We start from the raw sequence: 21527 nt of genomic DNA on the forward strand, positions 1-21527 counted from the left end.
ATCTGCGTGGCCTCCCGCCGCAGCCGCGGCCGGGGCGGCCAGGCGTTGAGGACGCCGGAAAGCCGGCTCAGCCGGCGGCCTGCAGGCTCCCTGCCGCCGTTGGAGCGAACAGCTTGCGCAGCTCGGCGGCCGGCTTCGGCGCGCTGAACAGATAGCCCTGCATCTCGGTGCAGCCAAGCTGCCGCAGCGCCGTCTGCTGCGCGCCGGTCTCGACGCCTTCGGCCGTAGTCGTCATGTTGCTGGCGGCGGCGATGCTCACCACCGCCTGGACGATCGCCGACGAGCTGCCGGCGCCGATGTCGCTGACGAAGCAGCGGTCGATCTTGATCTTGTCGAACGGAAACCGCTTCAGGTAACTTAGCGACGAATAGCCGGTGCCGAAATCGTCGAGCGCGATGCGCACGCCCATGTCGTGCAGCTGGTGCAGGATGCCGAGCGCGACGTCGTCGTCGCTGATCAGCACCGCCTCGGTGATCTCGACCTCGAGTCGTTCGGGCGCAAGGCCGGCCGCCGACAGCGCACCTGCGATCCGCAGCGCCAGGGTTGGCGATTTGAGCTGCACGGGCGAGACGTTCACGGCGATGCGGATGCCGGCGGGCCAATGCGCGGCCTCGGCGCAGGCGGTGCGCAACACCCAGTCGCCGATCTCGTTGATGAGCCCGGTGTCCTCGGCGAGCGGAATGAAGTCGAGCGGTGGCACCATCCCTCGCTCCGGATGACGCCAGCGCAGCAGCGCCTCGCAGCCGGTCATGACGTTCTCGCTGAAGCCGAGCAGCGGCTGGTAGTGCAGCTCGAACTGGCCTTCCGTGATCGCCCGGCGCAGGTCCTGCTGCAACTGCAGCCGCGCGCGCGCGTTTTCGTCCATCGACGGCTCGAAGAACCGGAAGGTGCGGCGGCCGCCGGCCTTGGCGGCATACATGGCGAGATCGGCATTCTTGGTCAGCTGGTCGCGCTCGACGCCGTCCTGCGGCGCCAGCGCGATGCCGATGCTGGCATCGGTCGACAATTGGTGGCCCAGGCAGCGATAGGGCTTGCGGATGGCCTCGAGGATCTCCTTCACGGCCACGATGACCGCGTCCCGGTCCGCAACGGTGGTCAGCAGCACCGCGAATTCGTCGCCGCCGAGCCGGGCGACCATATCCTCCGGCGCGAGGCAGCCCTCGATGCGGCGCGCGATCGTCTTCAACAGCTCGTCCCCGACATGATGGCCGAGCGAATCGTTGATGCCCTTGAATTCGTCGACATCGATGTAGAGCAGCGCGAAGAAGGTGCCGTGACGCGCGCGCTCCAGCTCTTCGTCGATGCGCTCCCGGAACAGCACGCGGTTCGGCAGCTCGGTCAATGCGTCGAAATGTGCGAGATGGGCGATCTTCTCGTCGGCCAGCCGCCGCTCCGTGGTGTCCTCGATCACATTGATCAGATAGCGCGGCTCGCGCGCATCGTCGGCGACGGCGATGCGCCGCGACGTGATGTAACGCAATCCCAGCCCCGGACTCTGCCAGGGATGTTCGGCGAGAAACAGCCCGTCCGACTGCTCCAGAGCCCGGTCGTCGTCCGCGGTCACCTTTTCCGCGACCGATCGCGGCAGCAGGTCGAACGCCGTCTTGCCGACGATCTCCTCGCGCGGCACGCCGAAGCGTTGCTCGGTCGACTGGTTGACCAGCACATAGCGGCGGTCGCGGACGTCCTTGACCATGATGTGCGACGGGATGTGGTCGATGATCTCGCGCAGGAATGCGTAGTTGCGGTCGCGCTCCTGCTCGAGCCTGCGATGTTCGCTGATGTCCTCGATCGTCGTGACCCATCCGCCCGAGGCCAGCGGCTTGTCGATGATGTTGAAGAAGCGGCCGGCTCCGCCCGCCGCGATCATCTGCGACGTGCCGCCTGCCGCGGCTCTGTCGATGATGTCGGCGCAGAAGTCGGTCACGTCGCCGTTGAAGGATCCGCGCGCCTTGCAGTGCGCGATGACTTCGCTGAGATGGGCGCCGGGCCTGATCACGTCCGTGGACAGGCCGAGCAGGTCGATGAAGCGCTGATTGAACATCACGACGCATGCGGTCGCGTCGAACGAGATCAGCCCCTGCGTCATGTTGTCCAGCGCAGTCTCGACCCTTTGCTTCTCGGTCTCCAGCTGACGCGTTGCCGCACGCCCCTGCCGCACGATCTGCCGGATCATCAGGCTGAACGTCACGGCGATGACCGCGATCGCAAGCACCGCCGCACCCACGAGCAGCACCATCTGCGATCGCCAGTCCGCGAGCGCAGCGTCGACCGGCCTGTTGGCCGAGATGACGAGCGGGAAGCGCCCGATCCTGGAAGCCGACGCGATCGTCTCCAGGTTGTCGACGGAGCTCGTGAGCAGGGTCGTGCGCAGGCCGCTCTCGGCGACGCCCTTCAGCAACTCGTCGTTCCCGATCCTGGCGCCCATCAGGGATTCGGCGTGGGGGTAGCGCGCCAGCACGGCGCCGTCGGAATGGACCAGCATGATCGACGAGCCCTTCCCGAGGGCCATCGATTCCAGGAACGTCTCGTAGGTGTGCGGATCGACCCGGCGGGTCAGCAAGCCGAGGAATTCCCCGTTCGCGCCGTTCAGGCGATGCGCGACGATGGTCGCCCAGCCGCCGGTGACGCGACTCATGACCGGCAGGATCACGAAGCTGTCCGGCCGCGATGTCGATTGCAGGTCCTTGAAGTAGGAGCGGTCCGCGACGTTGATGGCCGGCAGCGGGTCGTTGGACGACCAGTTCACGAAATTGCCGTCGGCGTCGACGATCGTGAGGTCTCCCATATAGGACAGGCCATTGACCTGAGAGCGCAGCATCTCGCTGATCTCGGGCTTTGCCATCTCGGCCCGGAACGCCTCCGGCGAAGCGATCGACGCGAGCGGCATGCGGCGGATCGCGTGCGATACCGCGGTCTCCGCATCTTCGAACTGCTGCGCGAAATGCCGGCTCAACAGCAGCACGGTGTTCTCGAGTTCGCGCTCGTTGTTGGCGATCGCACGCGCCCGAAAGCCGCTGGCCATGACGATCGTCCCGATGACGATGGCTGCGATGAGAAGCGCTCCGCACGCGATCAGCCATGGCACCGGGCCGCGCCAGAGGGACGTGCCAATCCGTTCCGGCTCGCTACCGCCGGTCCCTGACGTATCTGCTGCGCCTTGCATGCCTTGATCGACCCGGGAGGAAATGACTTGTTGCAAGCCAGCTTGATAGCAAGGCACTGGTGCCGGACCGGTTAGGAAATGCGGTTAGCCGTCGCTTAAGGCGCGCGCCGAAACTGCGCGGCAAACGATAATTTCCGCATGCGAATACCGTGCGGCAGAGGCTGCGGCGGCGCCGTTGCGCAGAATTTTAAGGGTACTTGCAGCTCAGCGCGCCGCACCCGGTTTGTTGCGAAGGCGGCCGACGACGCCGGTCGGAAAGAAATAGACGCTGGCGATGAACAAGAGGCCGAGCCACAGCAGCCAGCGGTCGGGGTGCAGCAGGCCGGGCAGCAGCGGCAGTCCGGCGTCCGCCGCCGCGGTCGAAGCGATCCCCATCAGGGCCTGCAGATAATTCTGCGCCAGGATGAAGATCGCAGCCCCGATGATGGCGCCGTAGATGGTGCCCATGCCGCCGATCACGACCATCAGCAGGATGTCGAGCATGATCGAGAACGCCAGCGACGTGTCGGGCCCGGCATAGCGCAGCCAGAGCGCGTTCAACATGCCGGCGCAGGCGGCGATCACCGCGGCGATGCAGTTGGCGTAGGTGAGATGGAAGACGGTACGATAGCCGAGCGCCTCGGCGCGGAAACGGTTCTCGCGGATCGCCTGCAGCACGCGGCCGAATGGCGAGTTGACGACGCGCAGCAGCGCCAGGATCATCAGCGCGCAGGCCGACAGCACCAGGTAATAGGTCAGGATGCGGCCATTGATCGGAAAGCCGAACCAGTCCTTGCCGATGAACACGGTGCCCGGGCGCAGCAGCTCGGGCAGCTGGAAGCTGCGGCCGTCCTCTCCGCCCGTCAGCCACGACAATTGCGACGCCAGCACCAGGAACGCGGAAGCGATGGCGAGCGTGATCATCGCAAAGAAGATCGCCTCGACGCGCAGCGAGAACAGCCCGATCGCGAGCGCCAGCAGCAAAGCGAGCGGCAACCCGGCGGCGACGGCGACCGCCACCGAGGTCCAGTTGGGGCCGAGCCCGTAGAGCGCGATGGCGATCGCATAGGAGCCGATGCCGTAGAACATCGTATGCGCGAACGAGACCGAGCCTGTATAGCCGAGCAGGAGATCGTAGGACGCGACCAGCGCCGCGAAGATGCAGATCTTGGCGGCGACGTTGAGCGCCTTGGCGCCGGGGAAGATGAAGGGCGTCGCCAGGAGCGCCAGAATGATGACGACGAGCAGGATCGACAGCGCACGGCTGCGGGGCGGATCGCCGGACAGGATCATCATCGGCTGGTCACCGCATAGAGACCGCGCGGCCGCCACATCAGCACAGCGACCATCAGCAGGATGTTGGAGACGAGGGCGAGCTTGGGCACCAGGAAGCCGCCATAGTTGGCGACCATCGCGACCAGGATCGCGCCGATGAAGCAGCCGGTGATCGAGCCGAGCCCGCCGATGATGACGACGATGAACACCAGCACGGTGAGCTCGTCGCCGAGCGAGGCGTGCACCTGCTCGCGATACAGCCCCCACATCACGCCGCCGAGCCCTGCCAGCGCCGATCCCGTCATGAAGACGCCGAGGAACAGGCGACGGATGCGATAGCCGAGCGCCTCGACCATCTCGCGGTTCTCGACGCCGGCGCGGATCAGCAGACCGAGCTTGGTGCGGTTCAGCACCAGCTCGATGGCGACGAAGATCGCCAGGCCGACCAGCATGGCCAGCAGCCGGTATTTCGAGATCGCGACGTCGCCGATGATGAAGGAGCCACGGAATGCGTTGGGTAGCGGCAGCGGAATGATCTGCGGACCGAACAGCGCATACAGCGTCTGCTCGGCGACGATGAGCCCGCCGGTGGTCATCAGGATCTGCTTGAGGTGCTGGCCGTAGACCGGCAGCACCAGCACGCGCTCGACGACGAGGCCGAGTGCGCCGGTGACGCCCATCGACAGCAGCGCCGCAGGGACGAGGACGGCAAGGTTGGTCAGCAGTGAGTCGGACTGGGCCCAGCTCGCCAGCGGCAGCAGCACCAGCGTCGCGACATAGGCGCCGACGGCGATGAAGGCGCCATGGCCGAAATTGAGCACGTCCATCAGCCCGAAGACGAGCGTCAGGCCGGACGCCATGATGAAGATCATCATGCCCATCGCCAGGCTGGCGACCGTCAGGGTCACCCAGGAACTCGTCGATCCCACCAGCGGGATCATCAGCAGCGCCAGCACCACCGGCAGCAGCAGGGGCGCAATGTCGCGCTTCGGTTTCGGCAGTGCCTCGGTCGCCGCGATCTCGCTCATTGATGCGCCTCCAGGCTGAGGCCGAGTAGGCGCTCCTGCAGCGGTACGTCGGCCGCGAGCGCGGCCATCTCGCCGCGATGGACGATGGTGCCGTTGTCCATCACCAGTACCTGGTCGCCGAGTTCGCGCGCGGCGTGGAAATTCTGCTCGACCAGCAGGATCGTGGCGCCACGGCGCTTGATCTCCTTGAGGCATTCGATCAGCGACACCACGATCGCCGGCGCCAGGCCCTTGGTCGGCTCGTCGATCAGCAGCAGCTTGCGCGGCTCGACGATCGCACGCGCAATCGACAGCATCTGCTTCTGTCCGCCGGACAGGCTGCCTGCACGCGACAGCCAGAACTTCTTCAGGGCAGGGAAGAAGCCGAAGATCCAGGCGAGCTGGGCATCGTCGAGTGGGCCGTTGCGCGCCGCGAGCACCAGGTTCTCCTTGACGGTGAGGTCCGAGAACACCGCCATGCTCTCGGGCACGTAGCCGACGCCGCGCTGGGCGATGTCGGGCGTCGCCAGTTTTTCGATCGGTTCGCCGGCTAGCGCGATCGTTCCATTCCTGGCCTGCCACAGCCCCATGATGGTGCGCAGCGTCGTGGTCTTGCCCGCGCCATTGCGGCCGAGCAGCATCGTGGTCTGCCCCTCCGGCACTTCGAAATCCACGCCCTGCAGGATGTGATAACGCCCGATATAGGTCTCGACGGCAGACAGCGTCAGTAGCTTGCTCATGCCGCGCTCCGCGGGGCGACGCCCAGATAGGCTTCCTGCACGATCGGCGAGGCGATCACCTCCGCGGGCTTTCCGTCGGCCACCAGCTGGCCGTTATGCAGCACGATGATGCGGTCGGCGAGCGAGCGCACGACGTCCATCTTGTGCTCGACGAGCAGGATGATCTTGCTCTTGTCCTGCTTGAGCCTGCCGATCAGGTCGAGCACGACCGGCACCTCGTCGATGCTCATGCCCGCCGTCGGCTCGTCGAACATGAAAACCTTCGGCTCCAGCGCCATCATCAGCGCGACTTCGAGCTTGCGCTGGTCGCCATGCGACAGCGTCGTTGCGGTGACGCTGCGGCGGCCGCCGAGCGCGACCTGGTCGAGGATCGCGTCCGCTCGCGCAATCAGGTCGCGTCGTGCCATCCAGGGGCGGAGCAGGTCATAGTGCACGCCGCTCTGTGCCTGCACAGCGAGCCGCACGTTCTCCTCGACGCTGAGATTGGGAAAGAGGTTGGTGAGCTGGAACGCGCGTCCCAAGCCGGCGCGGGTGCGCAGGGGTGCCGAGAGACTGGTGATGTCGCGGCCGTCGAACAGGATGGAGCCCGAGGAGGCCGTCAGCTGGCCGGAGATCAGGTTGAAATAGGTGGTCTTGCCGGCCCCGTTGGGGCCGACGATGGCGGTCAGCTCGCCCGGCCTGAAGCTGCAGCTGACGCTGTTGACCGCGACATGACCGCCGAAACGGATGGTGAGGTCGCGGGTTTCGAGGGTAAGGGCCATGTCGCCAGCTTGTCAGTGCCAGTAAGAACGTGCCCGGCGCGAGGGCCGGGCACGCAATTCATCATCTCAGCGCTTGTTGCGGATTGGCACCGCCATCTCGTCGATCTTGATCTCTCGCACCGGCTCGTTGACGGCCCAGGCGAGGTTCGGATCGACCTTGACGCGGAAGTGATACATGCTTTGCAGCGCCTGGTGATCTTCTTTCCGGAAGATCATCTTGCCCTTCGGCGTATCGAACTCCATGCCCTCCATCGCCGCGATCAGCTTCTCGGTGTCGGTCGACTTGGCCTTGGTGACGGCGGTGACGACGGCCATCGCGGCCGAGAAGCCGCCAGCGGTGAAGAAGTCCGGCGGCGCGTTGAAGCGCTTCTGGTGCTCGGCCACCAGCCAGTCGTTCACGGGGTTCTTGGGAATGTCATAATAGTAATAGGTGGCGCCTTCCATGCCCGGCAGCCGCTTGTAGGCGGCAAGCGCCGGCAGGATGTTGCCGCCGGTCGACAGCTCGATGCCGTAGCGCTTCGGATCCATGTCCTGCAGCTTTGTCAGTGGATCGCCAGCGCCGGCCCAGATCACCCAGATGATCTTCTTGCCGGGCTTGTCCTTCAGCGCATCGAACAGGCGCTGGCCGACGGCAGTGAAGTCGGTGGTGCTGGTCGGCACATATTCCTCGGCCCCCAGCGTCGCGCCGGTCTTGGCCAGCGCCTCCTTGAAGGCGGCGACGCCGTCGCGTCCGAAGGCATAGTCCTGCGCCAGCGTGGCGACCGTGACGCCCGGCTTGCCGATCGCGACCGCGTTGGAGATCGCATCCTGCGACGAGTTGCGGCCGGTGCGGAAGATGTAGCGGTTCCACTTCTCTCCCGTGATCTGGTCGGCGACCGCCGGCTCGACGATCAGGATCTTCTTGTTCTCCTCGGCGACCGGCAAGTCCGCGAGCGCCGCGGCGGAGGAGGTCGTGCCGATCGCGATGTCGGCGCCGTCATCCTGATAGGCTTCGGACAGTGCGGCCTTCGACAAATCGGGCTTGCCCTGGTCGTCCTTGGTGATGATGACGATCTTGCGACCGTCGATCATGTTGGTGCCCTTGGTGGCATATTCGAAGCCGAGGCGGAGACCCGCTTCGGTCTGCTTGGCGTAGGCCTCGAGCGGGCCGGTCTTGCCGTAGATGAGAGCGATTTTCAGATCGTCGGCCTGGGCGGCGGTGGCCAGCAGGGCGGCAGTCAATGATGAAACAATACCTTTGAGAATATGTGACGTCTTCACGAGCCTTCCTCCCAGCTACCGGCGGCTGTTGCCTGCAACTGATAGTGTGCAGGCTCAGCCTGGGTCAAGGCGCTTTCAGCGGCAGCCGGTGACGCTCATATTTTGTGCTGAAGGGCTCCGTCCTCCGAGAGGTCAACGCCGATAGCGGCTGCTGCGCGCATAGGCCTGGCGATTTTCCTGCACAGGGCGACTGGCGAGACTGATGCGCGCTTCGCTTGCAAGCGGGGCCGCCGGCTTCAGCTCTTCCAGGAAGATCGGACGCGAGAAGTAGTAGCCCTGCGCATAGCGGATCTTGGTCGCGGCCTGCAGATAGGCGAGCTCCTCGAACGACTCGATGCCTTCCGCGATCACCGTCATGCCCAGCGCCTCGCTCAGGGATTCGATCGCGCGCAGGATGCCCTGGCTGCGCGGCCGCTTATGAATGTCGGTGATGAAGGAGCGGTCGATCTTGATCTCGTCCGCCGTGATGTCGGCGAGCGCCGATAGCGACGAATAGCCGATGCCGAAATCGTCGATCGAGATGCCGACGCCGATCCCGCGCAGCAGCGGCACGATCTCATCCTGGAAATGGCTGCGGGTCACGAACGCGTCCTCGGTGACCTCGATCATGAACCGCTTGGGAAAGCCGGTCGCCGCGATCGCCAGCGCGAAGGGCTGCATGAATTCCGGATTCGACGCCTGTTTCGCCGCGACGTTGATGCTGATCGTCGCGTCCGGTCCAAACGCGTCGTTGATCAGATCGATCGATTTGACGATCTCGTCCAGCACGAGATGGGCGAGCTCGTCGATCAGGCCGAGCTCGACAGCGAGATTGATGAAAGAGCCTGGCGCCTGGATCACGCCTTCATTGTCGCGCAGCCGTACCAGCGCCTCGATGCCCTTGATCTCCTCGGTGCGGATGTCGACCTTGGCCTGGAACGCGCAGCAGAAGCGCTTTTCCAGGATCGCGAGCCGCAGCGACTGCTCGACCTTCATGCGCGCCAGCGCCTCGTGCTCCATCGCGCTGGAGAAGAAGGCAAGCGTGCCCTTGCCGCTGTTCTTGACGCGGTACATCGCCAGATCCGCGTTCTGGCGCAGCACGTCGTAGCTTGCGCCATGCTCGGGAAACAGGCTGACTCCGACGGACGCGGAGGCGAACACCTCCGCGCCGTCGATGAAGAAGGGCGCGTTCAGGCGGTCCAGCATGTCGTGCAGGAATTCGGCGACCTCCTCGGCACGCTCGATCGGATGCAGCAGCAGCAGGAACTCGTCGCCGCTGATGCGCGACAGCAGGTCCGACTCGCGCAGGTCGCGGCTGATGCGCTTGGCGAGCTCGACCAGCAGCGCATCGCCGGTGGCGTGGCCGTAATAGTCGTTGATGTACTTGAAATTATCGAGGTCGAGAAAGGCGAGCGCGAAGCGTCCGTCGACGCGGCCGCGCCGGACCAGGAGGTCGGCGCGATGCTCGACCACGCGGCGCATCGGCAGGCCGGTCAACTCGTCATAATAGGCGGCGCGAAACAGCTGGTCCTCGAACTCCTTCTGCTCGCTGATGTTGGCCGAGCTGGAGATGAGGACGCTCTGGTCGCCGATGCGAACCGGCCGATGCGCTGTCAGCAGGGTCTGCCCGCCGCGCTCGCCTGCCACCTTTTCCTCGCCGATCACCGTTCGTCCCCGGCCAAGGATCTCGCGGCAGGCCGTGCGCCTGTTGTGGAGATGCGGCGCCGAGAGGCCGTCGATGCTGTTGGCGGCGGCGCCGAGCTGGACGGCGGCCGTATCGTTGACCAGCAGAAAGCGACCGTGCTCGTCCTGGACCGTGACGCCCGAGGGAAGCTGGCTGAGGACGGTGCGCAGGAAGCGCAACTCGGCCTCGGTCGAGCCCAGCCCCTCGTTCGGTCCGGGAGAAAAGTTGAATCGGTCGCTGCTGTACATGCGCCGATTGTGCAAAGTTCCCGCTTCATTTTAGTTAAGCGCTACGTAGAAACCCGGAACGCGCGCGCCAAGTCTTGGAAAGAACGGAGCTTTGTGCCGCGGCGTCATTAACCGTTCCTGAATCGGATGAACGACGCGACCGGACCCATGCGGCGAAAGTCGCAGGCAGGAATGGCCGCCCGGCGGCCAATTCAATTCGGTGGCACGCGACACTGCAAGGTGCAGTGAAGGCCGGATTCGAGAAAGCTGGTCTCGGTCCTGCCGTCGAACGACGACAACGCGGCCTTGAGCAATTTGCTCCCGAAACCGGGCATGCCGACCGGACCGATCGGCGGACCCGCGGCCTCGTCCCAGGTCAGATGGAGCCGGTCCTCCTGCATCGTCCATGACACCTGAAGGAAGCCGCGCGGCGAGGCGAAGGCGCCGTATTTGCCGGCATTGGTCGCCAACTCGTGGAAGATCAAAGCGAGGCTGACGGCCAGCTTGGCGGGCAGGAACAGCGGCGGGCCGTGGAGCTCGAAGCGGACTTGGCCATAAGGCCCGAGCTCCGACACCAGCAGGTCCTTGAGGTCGCAGCCCTGTCCTTCGGCGCGCGCGACCAAATCGTCGGCGGTCGCGAGCGCGCGGATGCGCTGGTCGATGCGGCTCCACACCTGCGGTTGGTCGTACAGCACCTGATGCAGCACGGCGTGAATGGTCGAGGTCTTGTTCTTGAGGCGGTGATGCAGCTCGTCGACCAGGAGCTTGCGATACTGCTCCTCCTCGGTGAGCCGCCGGGCGATCTCGCGCTGCTTGCCGGCCAGCCGCCGGTAGTGATCGACGCCCCAGATCACCAGCAGCGCCACGACCATATACATCGCCATCAGCGCGAGCCGGGCGCCATCCGCCGGACCGCCGCCAAAATCGAGCGTCAGGCCGAGCGCTGCGCCTGCGATCGCCGTTGCCAGGCCGACGCCCGATCCGCCCATCGCGGTGGCGAAGAAGACGGCCGGCATGTAGGGCGTGAAGAACACGTCGGGCCGCAGATGCGCCATGCCGTAGCGGATCGCCGTGGCTGCGAGCAGGCACATCGCGGCAAACATGCAGCTCCATGTCAGGGAAGGCTGCTGCTCGCCGCGCCAGATCCGCTTGATGTCGTCGATGAGTCGCGTCATGGACATCCATGAGCCTCAACTGCGCAACCAAATTAAGGCCGACGTGGCGGTAATTTGTCCGGTTGATGGAAGCCGTCTTGCGTGTGTTGCCGTTTGGCGCGCACGATGACGGTTCCGCGGCGGAACTCGGGCGCTTATTATTCCGCCGCCAAGAACGAGCACGTAGCAGCAACGCAAGGAGTAGGGAATGGGACGGTTGGAGGGCAAGGTCGCCGTGATCACGGGCGCGACCAGCGGCATCGGTCTGCGCACGGCGGAGATCTTCGTGGCCGAGGGTGCGAAGGTCGTCGTTGCGGGCCGGCGCAGCGCGGAGGGCGAGGCGCTGGCGAGCCGGCTCGGAGCGAGCTGTGTGTTCCGGCAGACCGACGTCACGGTCGACGCGCAGATGCGGGCATTGATCGATGGCGCGGTCGAGCGCTTCGGCCGGCTCGATTGCGTATTCAACAATGCCGGCGGTCCGGCGCAGACCGGCGGCATCGAAGGCCTCGACGCCGATCGCTTCGACCAGGCCATGGCGGTACTGGTGCGCAGCGTCATGCTGGGCATGAAATACGCCGCGCCCCACATGAAGCGGCAGGGTGCCGGCAGCATCATCAACAACGGCTCGATCGCCGGCCGGCTCGCCGGCTTCTCCACCTCGGTGGTCTACAGCACGGCGAAGGCGGCGGTGATCCATCTGACGAAATGCGTGGCGATGGAGCTTGGCGAATCCGGCGTGCGCGTCAACTCGATCTCGCCCGGACTGATCGCGACCGGCATCTTCGGCAAGGCGCTCGGACTGTCGACCGAGGCGGCCGAGAAGACGCCGGAGACGATCCGCAACGCCTATGCCACGGCGCAGCCGATCCCGCGCGCTGGCCTGCCCGACGACATCGCGCATGCCGCGGTGTTCCTCGCCAGCGACGAATCCAGCTTCATCAACGGCCATGATCTCGTCATCGACGGCGCCATCACCGGCGGCCGCAACTGGAGCCAGCAGCAGCAAGGCTATCAGGCGATGCGCAAGCTGCTCGGGGACGCAGTGGAGTAGGGGATGGTGAAGTATACACTTCGTCATGCCCGGGCCTGGCCCGCCTGCGCGGCCGAAGCCGCTTCGGCGCGGCGAAGGCCCGGGCATCCACGTCTCTCCGTCCGCGGATTGCAGGATGGATGGCCGGGTCAAGCCCGGCCATGACGAGGAGGAAAGAGTCCGCAACAAACCGAGATCCTTGGCGCGTTTGCTGCATCTATGCGGACCGATCACACCGCCTTCAACATCACCTTCAGACCGTCGCGCGGCTTCGGGATCGGCCAGACCTGCCAGTTCGGCTGATAGCCGGGGGCGAACGAGACCTCGAGGTTGGCGAGGAAGTGCCGCGCGAAGCACTTCACCTGCATGTAGGCGAAGTGCAGGCCGAGGCACATGTGCGCGCCGCCGCCGAACGGCACCCAGGCGAAGCGGTGGCGGCCGCGCTGGGCCTCGTCGGTGAAGCGCATCGGGTCGAACCGCTCCGGCTCCGGCCAGATCTCCGGCATGTGATGGGTGTACATCGGGTTGATGCCGACGCCGGTGCCGGCGGGAATTGCGTAGCCCTTGAAGGTGAAATCCCGGATCGGCCGGCGCGGCAGCGACGGCACCGGCGGCATCAGCCGCAAGGTCTCCTGGAACGCCATCTCGGTCAGCTTCATCTTCTCCAGATGCTCCGAGGTCATCGGTTCGTCCTTGGCGAGGCCGAGGCTCGTCACCTCGTCGCGCAGCCTCTGCTGCCACTGCGGATGCGCGGCGAGCTGGGCGATGAAGGAGGTCAGCGACGAGGTCAGCGTGTCGTGCGCCGCCATCATCAGGAAGCTCATATGGTCGACGATGTCCTGTGTCGACAGCAGGGCGCCGTGGTCGTCGGTGGCGCGGCACAGATGCGAGAACAGGTCGTCGCCATCGCCTTTCGCGCGGCGCAGTGGGATCTGCTCGGAGAAATAGGCGACGATGCGCTGGCGACCCTTGACGCCGCGCGCCATCTGCGTGCCCGGCAGCGGCCGCCGGATCGGCGCCACCGAGGCTGCGACCATGTCGACGAAGGCGCGGTTGATGGCGTCGACCTCCGGTCCGATCTCGGTGCCGAGGAAGGACGTCGCGGCGAGGTCGAGCGTGAGCTGCTTGATCGCCGGATAGAACAGCATCTCGCCCGGATTTGCCTTCCACTGCGCGATGCGCGCGGCGATGCCGCGGTCGAGGCCGGCGAGATAGGACTTCATCGGCCCGGCCTTGAAGGCGACCGACAGCGCCTTGCGGTGCATGCGGTGCTCGTCGAAATCGAGCAGCATCAGGCCGCGCGGAAACAGCAAATTGAGGATGTGGCCCCAGCCATGCGCCGAGGAGAACAGCTTGGCCTGGTCGAACAGCACCAGCTCGTTGGCTTCGGGGCCGAGCAGCACGACGTTGACGTCGCCGAACATGTGGGTGCGGTAGACGGGGCCATACTTCCTGGCGTTACGCTCGACGTGACCCTTGGGGTCGGCGAGGGTCTCGAACGTCTTGCCGATGATCGGCCAGCCTTCGTCGCCCGGAATATGGGTCAGCGAGTTGCGCCGCGGCGAGGTCAGGCGGAACGATGGCGTGGCCACACTTTGCATCGACATCAAGGAGGCTCCGTTTTCGGATCGGCGGGGCGCGGCGATGCGCCGGCACTTCATTGAAGGGCGGTTGCAGCCATCATGCAATACGCTGCGTTATTTCGTCTCGGTGTAGTTGTGCTGCATCGCACGCGTTCGCGATCTCGCGACGCGCTTCATGCGTCCGAGTCCTGCTGGACTTGCTGCCCTCCTTGGGAAGAGGGCACGGGGAATGCCGGGCGCTGGCCGCACCCATGGCCCGCCTGCAGAAAAAAATGCAGGCGGCAGGTACCACAGGTTCAGCCGAGGCATCCCGGCATTCCCCGCGCGATGGTTTTGACGGCTGCTTCGCGATCTCCGCGGTGCGCCGGGCTTGTTGGCCACCGTGCGCGCAACGCGCTTGCGCGCGTTACGCGGGACACCAGCATCGGGGTGCCAGGACCACGCGACTTGACCGTGCGCATCTCTGCTGTTCGTCGGCGCGGGATCACCCTACGCTGCAACATCGACGCGCCCACCGCATCCCGCCTCAACGTTCGTGACGACCGCGAAGCGCCCCTCTGATCGAGACGGGACGACGTGACGATATGCGAGATTCGGAAAAAGGAAAGCAGAATATTTTTGCGCGCGGGACTGGACAGGGGTGATGTGATTGAGCTGGTTCGTGAAATGAGTTTTTCGGCGCGCATCGCCTTATGGTGATGAGCCTGCGACCGGCAGGCCGTCGCGGTGCGGCTTCGCGTTCTCAAAGGCGCTTTGCTGGAAGCGATTTGCCCGTCGGCCCGGACGGGCGCCATTATTTCCTGCTGTCGCTCGCGAGTGATGCCGCGATATCGGCGGTCTATCGACGCAGGATCAGCGGATCATCTTTCGAGGCGAGCAAGCAGAAGCCGCCACGCGTTCCGATCTGGACGTCGAGACCGTCAGCCGCCCGATTTGTTGATCTTCTTCACCTTGGCGTCGGTTGCCTCGATCGAGGCGGCCAGCTCCAGGATCGCCTTTGCCAGGAGGTCGGCGGCCTCCTTGGGATCCTGCGACCGTTCGGCGCGCAGCGCGTAGTTCCTGGCTGAAGAGAGTGACATTGGCGACCTTTCCTACGGAAAAGCCCGCCGGGTCGAGACGGCGGGCAGTGAGGTGTCCTACTCGCGAGAGGTAGCAGGTCCGGGTTAAGAAAATTTTGGAGACGCTCCCCTGCGCCGGTGTCCGCCATGCGGTCGCTGGCGCCTCATCTCGGGGAGATCAGACTGTGTGACCAAAAGCTGGCAAGTCATAGGTTGATATCGCCGCGGATGACGCCGCCCTGGGGGGCAAAGGCGATCCGTCGATCGCTCCACGGGCCCGCTTGCAGTGGTGCCGCGCCCACCATCTTGCTGAGGAGCTCTTAGATCAATAATGGGCACGCAGCCGCCTGCGGGGGCTGCTTTGGCCACCCTGCAGTCTTCACCCCCGACCGCGCCTCAGAACTTGTAGGCGACTCCCACTGTCGCGGTGTGGGTGCGCGTCGCGACGTGCGCCGTGAAGCGGTCGTCGAAGCCGATCCCGACGCCGCCCGCGACGAAGAAGGGCTGAGTCCAGGTGCCGAAATCGGCGTAGCGGTAGTCAGCGCGCACCAGCCAGTGGCCGCCGATCATGTGCTCGACGCCGCCGCCGACGGTCCAGCCAACCCGGGTCGATGCCTGGGTTTCGTTGTGCGGATTGCCGAAGCAGAAGGCGTTGCCCGGAACGACGGTACAGTTGGCGTTCAGCTCGAGGCGCTGCCACGCCACGCCGCCGCTGCCATAGACCAGCGTGTCCGGGGCAACCAGATAGCCGAGCCGGGCGCGCACGCTGCCGTCCCACGTCTCCTTCACGGAGCCTGCGGGAAGGCCGACCAGCGGAGCACCGAAGAACAGCCCGGTGGTTCCCGGCAGGGGATTTGCTGTCGTCTTGTTGTCGGCCCATCCCGAGTCGGCTTCGAGTCCTGCGACCCATGACGGGGCGAACTGCCAGTTGACGCCGAGATAGCCCCCGATCCTGGCTGCTACGCTGTCCATGGCCCCGCCGGTGCCGGCCGTCGGCACGAACACGCCGGCACCGAAGTTCGGCGAGATGTCGCTGGTCCGCCAATCATTGTCGGCCCAGCGGGCGCCGATCGACACGCCGGCATAGACGCCGGTCCACGACGGCGCGGCCACAACCGGCGATGCCTTCACGGGCAGGTCGGCCGCCAGCGCTGACCCCGCCAGGACAATGCTCGCCAACGCGGCCGCAATCCCGGCCACTCCAGATTTCGTCATGCTTTGCCCCAGCGCGCGACGTCGATTCGACATGGTTGCGGCACCATCGCCGGTTGCATCGAACGCGGCAATTGCATCGCCATCGACTGGATCAAAAAGGTCGCGGTGTTGCTGGCGGGATACGTCGACCGGGGTGAGGCGGCGCTCGACGAGATGGCGACGAGTCGGCATCCATGACCACACGATCGCCGCGAGCCTGCTCGGGCTGGCCGCACGTCATCAGGCCCGCCTCGCTCCAGGCGGCCCCCGCGTCCCGTTCACCCGTAGATCCACGGAGCCAAATGTTTACCACCCGGCCACTGGCGGCATCTAGCAACGGCCTGACCTGACGTCTGGTCAACAGGCAACGAGGACAAGGGAAATGAGCAACCAGTTGCTGGTGATCGAGGATGCCGAGGTGCATCTGTCGATCCTGCGCAAGATCGCCGCGCAGTGCGGCTACGAGGCGACCTGCGTAACCTCGGTCGAGGCGGCGGCGGATCTGCTGCGCCGGCGGACCTTCGACTGCATCACGCTGGATCTGTCGCTCGGCGACCGCTGCGGCGCCGACATCCTGCTGCTGCTCAACGAGCTGAAATCGCGCACGCCGGTGATCTTCATCAGCGGCGCGGAGGACGCCACGCGCGACGAGCACGTCCGGCTCGCGACCGTGCTCGGGCTCGTCGTCTATCCGCAATTCCAGAAGCCCGTCGACCTGCCGGCGCTGCGCGAGACGCTGAAGCAGATCGCGACGCTTGCTGACTGCGAGAAGCTGGTGGCCGCGGTCAGGTAGCAACCCCGCATATGGCGGATTGGCGCCGCGTCATCCGCCGACAGATTGCGGGCCTTCTCGATTGTGCGTCTCGGCGGCTTGATGAATCCGGCTGCGCCGGATGTGGCGGATGACGCTGCGCCGCTCCGCCCCACGCTTCTCATCCCCTCTGCTTCCCCGCCGCCTCCTGCAGGTCCGGTGCATTCACCGCAGGAATCGCGACGCGGCCAGGTCCGGTCTGCGACAGCGCCGCGGCGGCCTTGTCGTTGTCCATGATCTTGGCCATCACGGCCTGTCCCGCGCGCTCGAAGATGGCGCGGTTCTCGATGACGAATTTCTGCGACCGGCGCAGGCCGTCGATGTAGCCGTTGATCTCCGGAACCACGTAGCGCGCGACCATGTCCCAGCTGCGGCGCGTGTTCTCCGGATTGGCCCAGTCGTGCACGAAGCCGATGATGTGGCCGACACCGCCCGACACCTGCATCAGGTTCTTGATCGTCTTGACGAGATCGTCCGGCGTGCCGATCGTCGATGCCGCGCCCTCGACGAAGGCGGTCTTGTCGACGGCCTCATCGGGCGAGGAGAACGGCTTCAGGCCGGGACGCATCAGGGTGCCCACCGTATATTCGTTGTGCCAGCGCATCAGTCCGGCGCCGGCCTCGCGGCGCCCCTGCTCGCGCGTCTCGGCGATGTGCCACGACAGCAGCACGCGCCAGTTCGCGCGGCTCACATTGGTGCCGTGCTTCTTCGCCGCGTCCTCGGCGAACTCCCATTGCTGCGGCAGCGCCATTAGGCCCTGGGTCGACATCGAGCCGAGCGAGATGATGCCGATGCCGTATTTGCCGGCGAGCGTCATGCCGGACGGCGAGATCTGCGACGCCACGACGAACGGCATCTCCTCCTGCAAGGGCAGGATCTGCAAGGCCGCGTCGTTCATCGTGAACCAGTCGCTCTTCGCCGTGACGCGCTCGCCGTTGAACAGGCGGCGGATGATCGCGATCGCCTCGTCCTGACGGTCGCGCTGCGTCATCGGATCGATGCCGAGCGTGTGGGCATCGGAGGCGAGCGCGCCCGGGCCCGAGCCGAAGATGGCGCGGCCGCCGGTCATGTGATCGAGCTGCACCATCCGCTGCGCGACGTTGTAGGGATGATGATAGGGCAGCGAGATGACGCCGGTGCCGAGCCTGATGCGCTTGGTGCGCTCGCCGGCGGCGGCGAGAAACATCTCGGGCGAAGCGATCATCTCCCAGCCGCTGGAATGATGCTCGCCGCACCAGAACTCGTCATAGCCGAGCTCGTCGAGCTGCGAGACCAGATCGAGGTCGCGGCGGAATTGCAGCATCGGATGCTCGCCGATCGGATGATGCGGAGCGAGGAACGCGCCGAATTTGAGCCGCGCCATGTGTTTTCTCCCAAGCGGAATTCGTTGTTGCTTACCGATCAGGCTAATTGGCGCCTCGGTGCGAGGCAATCATCTTGCCGCGCGGGACGACCGGTGCATGGCTGCCATTTGTTTGTTTACTGATCACCGATCGGTGCTCACACTCGGCGCGGGGTTGTCGATTCGTTGACCTGTGGCTGCAATGGCGACATGCCGAACGCGGTCACTGCCTTTCCGGGTTGCGTTGCGTGTCGCTTTCACGCTCGCGGCGATCGAACGCCTCGTCGGTTCGCTTTTCGGTGATTGCTGCGTGAAGAACCGCGTCGGCGTGGCATTTAGATCGCAGCAAGAGCGAAATTCGCAATCAAATTGCCGAGCTCCGCAATCTCGCGGGCTTTTTCTTTTGCGCTGCAGCAACCATCTGGGTGATGGTGGGTTTGATCCGTGACTGCCAAGGAGCTGCCGTTGTCCCTCGCTGAAAATGTTGAGTATTTGCGACGGCTGCGCGAGCTGAATGGCATCACCGGATTCGCAGATTTCCACCGACAGTCCGGTCCCGCTCCGGAATGTCCGCTGGTCGAGGTCGAAAGCTTCGGCAGCAATCCCGGCCGTCTGAAGATGTTCGCCCATGTGCCGGCACAGCGTCAGCCGCTGCTGCCGCTCGTCGTCGTGCTGCACGGCTGCGGGCAGGGCGCCGCCGACTACGATCTCGGCGCCGGCTGGTCGACGCTCGCGAAGCATTTCGGCTTCGCGCTGCTGATGCCGGAGCAGCAGCGCATCAACAATCCGCAGCGCTGCTTCAACTGGTTTCAGTCCGAGGACATCACGCGCGGCCAGGGCGAGGTCGCCTCGATCCGCGAGATGATCGCCCGCATGGTGGCCGACTACGCCATCGATGCGAACCGCATCTTCGTCACCGGCCTGTCGGCGGGCGGCGCCATGACCATGGCGATGCTGGCGGCGCATCCGGAGGTGTTCGCGGCCGGCGCCGTGATCGCCGGGTTGCCGTTCGGCACCGCGCGCAACATGCGCGACGCCATCCTGCAGATGCGGATGCCGCCGGCGCGGCCGGCCGGCGAGCTCGGCGATCTCGTGCGCCGCGCCTCCAGCCATCGCGGCAAATGGCCGAAGCTGTCGGTGTGGCACGGCACCGCCGACTACACGGTGCATCCGGACAATGCCGGCGAGATCGTCAAGCAATGGCTCGACCTGCATCATCTGCCGCTGGCGCCGATGGCCGCAGGCGAGGTCAACGGCTATCCGCACGAGCAGTGGTGGAACGCCGATGGCGAGACCATGGTCGAATCCTTCACCATCTCCAACATGGCGCATGGCACGCCGATCGGCGTCGCCGCCAACGACAAGCGCTATGGCAAGGCCGGGCCGTTCCTGCTCGAAGCCGGCATCTCCTCGTCCTATCTGATCGCGAAGTTCTTCGGCGTGACCGACTGGATCCGTCAGCCGAAGCCGGCCGCGACCTCGCCGAGCACGAAGCTCATTCCCGAGGTGTCGCCGATCTCGGCGCTGCCGGCCCTGACGAAAATGCTGCGGCGGCCGGATGCGCCGGCCGCGGTCGAGCCGACCGAGGCCAAGCCCGTGCCGGAGACACCGGTCAAGGCGGCGCCGGTCAAGCCGACACCGGCGCGTCCGCCGGCGCGGGCGAAGGGGACGCGGTCTGCTTCCGGCAAGGCCGCGAAGCCGAAAACCGAGTTGCCGGGATCCAGGCCATCGGCGCCGGTGGTCGCGCAAGCGGTGGCCGCGAAGCCGGCCGTTACGCCGGTCGAAATCAAGCCTTCAGCTCCAAGGCCTTCAGGCGCGAAGGCGGTCGACATGACGCCGGCCGACGCGCCGCCGGTTCTCAAGCCCGCGACCGCCGTCCCGACGCAGGCGCCGCCGCAGAAGCGGCGCCGTGTGATCGACGTGGCCGCGGTGATCGAGCGCGCGCTGCAGGCGGCCGGCCTGAAGTAGTTCGTCTCAGGCCATCCCCGTCAGGAACGGGTTCGTCATCCGCTCCTGGCCGAAGCTCGAGCCGGCGCCGTGGCCGCAGATGAAGCCGACGTCGTCGCCGAGCGGCAGCAGCTTGTCCTTGATCGAGCGGATCAGCGTGTCGTGGCTGCCGCCGGGCAGGTCGGTGCGGCCGACCGAGCCGTTGAACAGGACGTCGCCGACATGGGCGAAGCGCATGTCCTTGTTGAAGAACACGATGCTGCCCGGCGAATGGCCGGGGCAGTGCAGGATGTCGAAGACGAGCTCGCCGATCTCGACCGTATCGCCTTCCTCGAGCCAGCGGTCGGGCGTCACGTCGCGCACGCCTGTGATGCCGAAGCGCGCACCGCTGGCGACGACGTTGTCGAGCAGGAATTTGTCGGCGACATGCGGTCCCTCGATCGGCACCTTCAGCTGATCGCGCAGATCGGCCGCGCCGCCGACGTGATCGATATGGCCATGCGTCAGCCAGATCTTCTCGACGGTGACTTTGGCCTGCGCGATCGCCGCCTGGATGTTCGGCACGTCGCCGCCGGGATCGATCACGATCGCCTTCTTCGTCGCCTCGCACCACAGGATGGTGCAGTTCTGCTCGAACGGCGTCACGGGCACGATCATCGCGCCGGCCTTCGCCCTGGTCTGGTTCTGCTCGGTCATGGGCGCCAGCATGCCGATTTTTCGCAATGCGCCAAGTGAAAAGGCGGCTGTCGGTGCGGAGCTCCGCCGCGGCTCCGCGCTGCAGCGGCCCGCATCGGGGCGTCAACAGGGCTTGGGAGACGCCTGGAATCGGCTATGCTGCAGCGATGGACTCGTCAGCCGCCAGAATCAGCCTCGTCCCCGTCGACCGCCGCCAGTCGGAAACGGCGCTTTCGATCGCGCGCGGCACCTCGCGGCTGCTGCGCTCGCTCGGCTTTGCCACCATCAGCGAGCTGCCGCTGCCGTCGGGCCGCCGCGCCGACCTGGTGGCGCTGAACGAGCGCGGCGAGATCTGGATCGTCGAGATCAAGTCGTCGCTGGAGGATCTGCGCGCCGATCACAAATGGGAGGACTATCGGCTGCATTGCGACCGGCTGTTCTTCGCCTTCACGCAGGATCTGCCGTGCGAGATCTTTCCGCAGGACACCGGCCTGATCGTGGCCGATGCCTATGGCGCCCACCTGCATTGCGAGGCGCCTGAGCACAGATTGCCGGCGCCGACGCGCAAGCTGATGACGGTGCGCTTCGGGCTCGCGGCGGCGCAGCGGATCAACCGGCTGATCGACCCGCAGGGCCACGCGGACCTCTAGAGAAT

The 21527-nt window shown here is 65.8% G+C and carries 18 protein-coding genes; 5 read left to right on the forward strand and 13 right to left on the reverse strand.

Annotation, left to right across the window (positions count from 1 at the left end):
- Positions 1–67 precede the first annotated feature (67 nt).
- The 8 genes from ACQR1D_RS02655 to ACQR1D_RS02690 all read right to left on the reverse strand — a co-directional run bounded on the left by ACQR1D_RS02655 (position 68) and on the right by ACQR1D_RS02690 (position 11259).
- Positions 68–3166 carry a bifunctional diguanylate cyclase/phosphodiesterase gene (locus tag ACQR1D_RS02655; RefSeq protein ID WP_434893639.1) on the reverse strand — a complete coding sequence of 1033 codons (3099 nt, stop codon included), beginning with the start codon at positions 3164–3166 and terminating at the stop codon, positions 68–70.
- Positions 3167–3370: 204 nt separating this feature from the next.
- Positions 3371–4441 (reverse strand): branched-chain amino acid ABC transporter permease, encoded by a 1071-nt coding sequence (locus ACQR1D_RS02660; protein WP_434839924.1) that lies wholly within the window; start codon positions 4439–4441, stop codon positions 3371–3373.
- Complete coding sequence (locus tag ACQR1D_RS02665) at positions 4438–5448, reverse strand: branched-chain amino acid ABC transporter permease (protein WP_315803853.1); 1011 nt, start codon at positions 5446–5448, stop codon at positions 4438–4440. The genes ACQR1D_RS02660 and ACQR1D_RS02665 overlap by 4 nt, the downstream gene beginning before the upstream one ends.
- Positions 5445–6167, reverse strand: a complete 723-nt coding sequence (locus tag ACQR1D_RS02670; protein WP_316179138.1) for an ABC transporter ATP-binding protein — start codon at positions 6165–6167, stop codon at positions 5445–5447. Before ACQR1D_RS02670 ends, ACQR1D_RS02665 begins: the two co-directional genes overlap by 4 nt.
- On the reverse strand, positions 6164–6928 hold the full coding sequence (locus ACQR1D_RS02675) for an ABC transporter ATP-binding protein (protein WP_316179140.1): 765 nt from the start codon (positions 6926–6928) through the stop codon (positions 6164–6166). Before ACQR1D_RS02675 ends, ACQR1D_RS02670 begins: the two co-directional genes overlap by 4 nt.
- Before the next feature lie 66 nt (positions 6929–6994).
- Positions 6995–8188, reverse strand: coding sequence for a substrate-binding domain-containing protein (locus ACQR1D_RS02680; RefSeq protein ID WP_315715117.1), 1194 nt, complete (start codon positions 8186–8188; stop codon positions 6995–6997).
- A 132-nt stretch (positions 8189–8320) separates the two neighbouring features.
- On the reverse strand, positions 8321–10099 hold the full coding sequence (locus ACQR1D_RS02685; RefSeq protein WP_434839923.1) for a putative bifunctional diguanylate cyclase/phosphodiesterase: 1779 nt from the start codon (positions 10097–10099) through the stop codon (positions 8321–8323).
- A gap of 191 nt (positions 10100–10290) precedes the next feature.
- A complete protein-coding gene (locus ACQR1D_RS02690) occupies positions 10291–11259 on the reverse strand; it encodes a sensor histidine kinase (protein WP_316238000.1) in 969 nt (322 codons plus the stop codon).
- 181 nt (positions 11260–11440) lie between these two features.
- Between ACQR1D_RS02690 and ACQR1D_RS02695 the strand changes: the two genes are divergently transcribed.
- The gene (locus tag ACQR1D_RS02695; RefSeq protein ID WP_316179145.1) at positions 11441–12283 is read left to right on the forward strand and encodes an SDR family NAD(P)-dependent oxidoreductase; all 843 of its coding nucleotides are present in this window, start codon (positions 11441–11443) and stop codon (positions 12281–12283) included.
- Between the two features lie 209 nt (positions 12284–12492).
- On the opposite strand, the gene ACQR1D_RS02700 is transcribed toward ACQR1D_RS02695, so the two are convergent.
- From ACQR1D_RS02700 to ACQR1D_RS02710, 3 genes are all read right to left on the reverse strand, one after another.
- Positions 12493–13869, reverse strand: coding sequence for a cytochrome P450 (locus ACQR1D_RS02700; protein ID WP_434839922.1), 1377 nt, complete (start codon positions 13867–13869; stop codon positions 12493–12495).
- A gap of 896 nt (positions 13870–14765) precedes the next feature.
- A complete protein-coding gene (locus tag ACQR1D_RS02705) occupies positions 14766–14924 on the reverse strand; it encodes a hypothetical protein (RefSeq protein ID WP_315803846.1) in 159 nt (52 codons plus the stop codon).
- A gap of 375 nt (positions 14925–15299) precedes the next feature.
- A complete protein-coding gene (locus ACQR1D_RS02710; protein ID WP_434893638.1) occupies positions 15300–16118 on the reverse strand; it encodes an outer membrane protein in 819 nt (272 codons plus the stop codon).
- Between the two features lie 3 nt (positions 16119–16121).
- On the opposite strand from ACQR1D_RS02710, the gene ACQR1D_RS02715 reads away from it, so the two are divergent.
- Positions 16122–16295: a hypothetical protein gene (locus ACQR1D_RS02715; RefSeq protein ID WP_434839920.1), complete on the forward strand. Its 174-nt coding sequence runs from the start codon at positions 16122–16124 to the stop codon at positions 16293–16295.
- Between the two features lie 184 nt (positions 16296–16479).
- The gene (locus tag ACQR1D_RS02720; protein ID WP_434839919.1) at positions 16480–16890 is read left to right on the forward strand and encodes a response regulator; all 411 of its coding nucleotides are present in this window, start codon (positions 16480–16482) and stop codon (positions 16888–16890) included.
- A gap of 139 nt (positions 16891–17029) precedes the next feature.
- On the opposite strand, the gene ACQR1D_RS02725 is transcribed toward ACQR1D_RS02720, so the two are convergent.
- Positions 17030–18271 (reverse strand): LLM class flavin-dependent oxidoreductase, encoded by a 1242-nt coding sequence (locus ACQR1D_RS02725; protein ID WP_434839918.1) that lies wholly within the window; start codon positions 18269–18271, stop codon positions 17030–17032.
- 444 nt (positions 18272–18715) lie between these two features.
- On the opposite strand from ACQR1D_RS02725, the gene ACQR1D_RS02730 reads away from it, so the two are divergent.
- Positions 18716–20218: an extracellular catalytic domain type 1 short-chain-length polyhydroxyalkanoate depolymerase gene (locus ACQR1D_RS02730; RefSeq protein WP_434839917.1), complete on the forward strand. Its 1503-nt coding sequence runs from the start codon at positions 18716–18718 to the stop codon at positions 20216–20218.
- 6 nt (positions 20219–20224) lie between these two features.
- On the opposite strand, the gene ACQR1D_RS02735 is transcribed toward ACQR1D_RS02730, so the two are convergent.
- Entirely contained in the window at positions 20225–20893 is a 669-nt protein-coding gene (locus ACQR1D_RS02735; RefSeq protein WP_315803974.1) for an MBL fold metallo-hydrolase, read from the reverse strand.
- A gap of 146 nt (positions 20894–21039) precedes the next feature.
- On the opposite strand from ACQR1D_RS02735, the gene ACQR1D_RS02740 reads away from it, so the two are divergent.
- Positions 21040–21522 (forward strand): MmcB family DNA repair protein, encoded by a 483-nt coding sequence (locus tag ACQR1D_RS02740; RefSeq protein ID WP_434839916.1) that lies wholly within the window; start codon positions 21040–21042, stop codon positions 21520–21522.
- Positions 21523–21527: the final 5 nt, after the last annotated feature.

This window comes from Bradyrhizobium sp. HKCCYLRH2047, assembly GCF_051168175.1.
GTDB lineage: Bacteria > Pseudomonadota > Alphaproteobacteria > Rhizobiales > Xanthobacteraceae > Bradyrhizobium.

Excerpts from the sequence above, each read along its gene's own strand:
- ACQR1D_RS02670 (WP_316179138.1), bottom strand. The coding sequence starts at position 6,167 with ATGAGCAAGCTACTGACGCTGTCTGCCGTCGAGACCTATATCGGGCGT.
- ACQR1D_RS02700 (WP_434839922.1), bottom strand. The coding sequence starts at position 13,869 with ATGTCGATGCAAAGTGTGGCCACGCCATCGTTCCGCCTGACCTCGCCG.
- ACQR1D_RS02735 (WP_315803974.1), bottom strand. The coding sequence starts at position 20,893 with ATGACCGAGCAGAACCAGACCAGGGCGAAGGCCGGCGCGATGATCGTG.
- ACQR1D_RS02705 (WP_315803846.1), bottom strand. The coding sequence starts at position 14,924 with ATGTCACTCTCTTCAGCCAGGAACTACGCGCTGCGCGCCGAACGGTCG.
- ACQR1D_RS02710 (WP_434893638.1), bottom strand. The coding sequence starts at position 16,118 with ATGACGAAATCTGGAGTGGCCGGGATTGCGGCCGCGTTGGCGAGCATT.
- ACQR1D_RS02725 (WP_434839918.1), bottom strand. The coding sequence starts at position 18,271 with ATGGCGCGGCTCAAATTCGGCGCGTTCCTCGCTCCGCATCATCCGATC.
- ACQR1D_RS02660 (WP_434839924.1), bottom strand. The coding sequence starts at position 4,441 with ATGATGATCCTGTCCGGCGATCCGCCCCGCAGCCGTGCGCTGTCGATC.
- ACQR1D_RS02655 (WP_434893639.1), bottom strand. The coding sequence starts at position 3,166 with ATGCAAGGCGCAGCAGATACGTCAGGGACCGGCGGTAGCGAGCCGGAA.
- ACQR1D_RS02690 (WP_316238000.1), bottom strand. The coding sequence starts at position 11,259 with ATGTCCATGACGCGACTCATCGACGACATCAAGCGGATCTGGCGCGGC.
- ACQR1D_RS02740 (WP_434839916.1), top strand. The coding sequence starts at position 21,040 with ATGGACTCGTCAGCCGCCAGAATCAGCCTCGTCCCCGTCGACCGCCGC.
- ACQR1D_RS02720 (WP_434839919.1), top strand. The coding sequence starts at position 16,480 with ATGAGCAACCAGTTGCTGGTGATCGAGGATGCCGAGGTGCATCTGTCG.
- ACQR1D_RS02675 (WP_316179140.1), bottom strand. The coding sequence starts at position 6,928 with ATGGCCCTTACCCTCGAAACCCGCGACCTCACCATCCGTTTCGGCGGT.
- ACQR1D_RS02665 (WP_315803853.1), bottom strand. The coding sequence starts at position 5,448 with ATGAGCGAGATCGCGGCGACCGAGGCACTGCCGAAACCGAAGCGCGAC.
- ACQR1D_RS02695 (WP_316179145.1), top strand. The coding sequence starts at position 11,441 with ATGGGACGGTTGGAGGGCAAGGTCGCCGTGATCACGGGCGCGACCAGC.
- ACQR1D_RS02685 (WP_434839923.1), bottom strand. The coding sequence starts at position 10,099 with ATGTACAGCAGCGACCGATTCAACTTTTCTCCCGGACCGAACGAGGGG.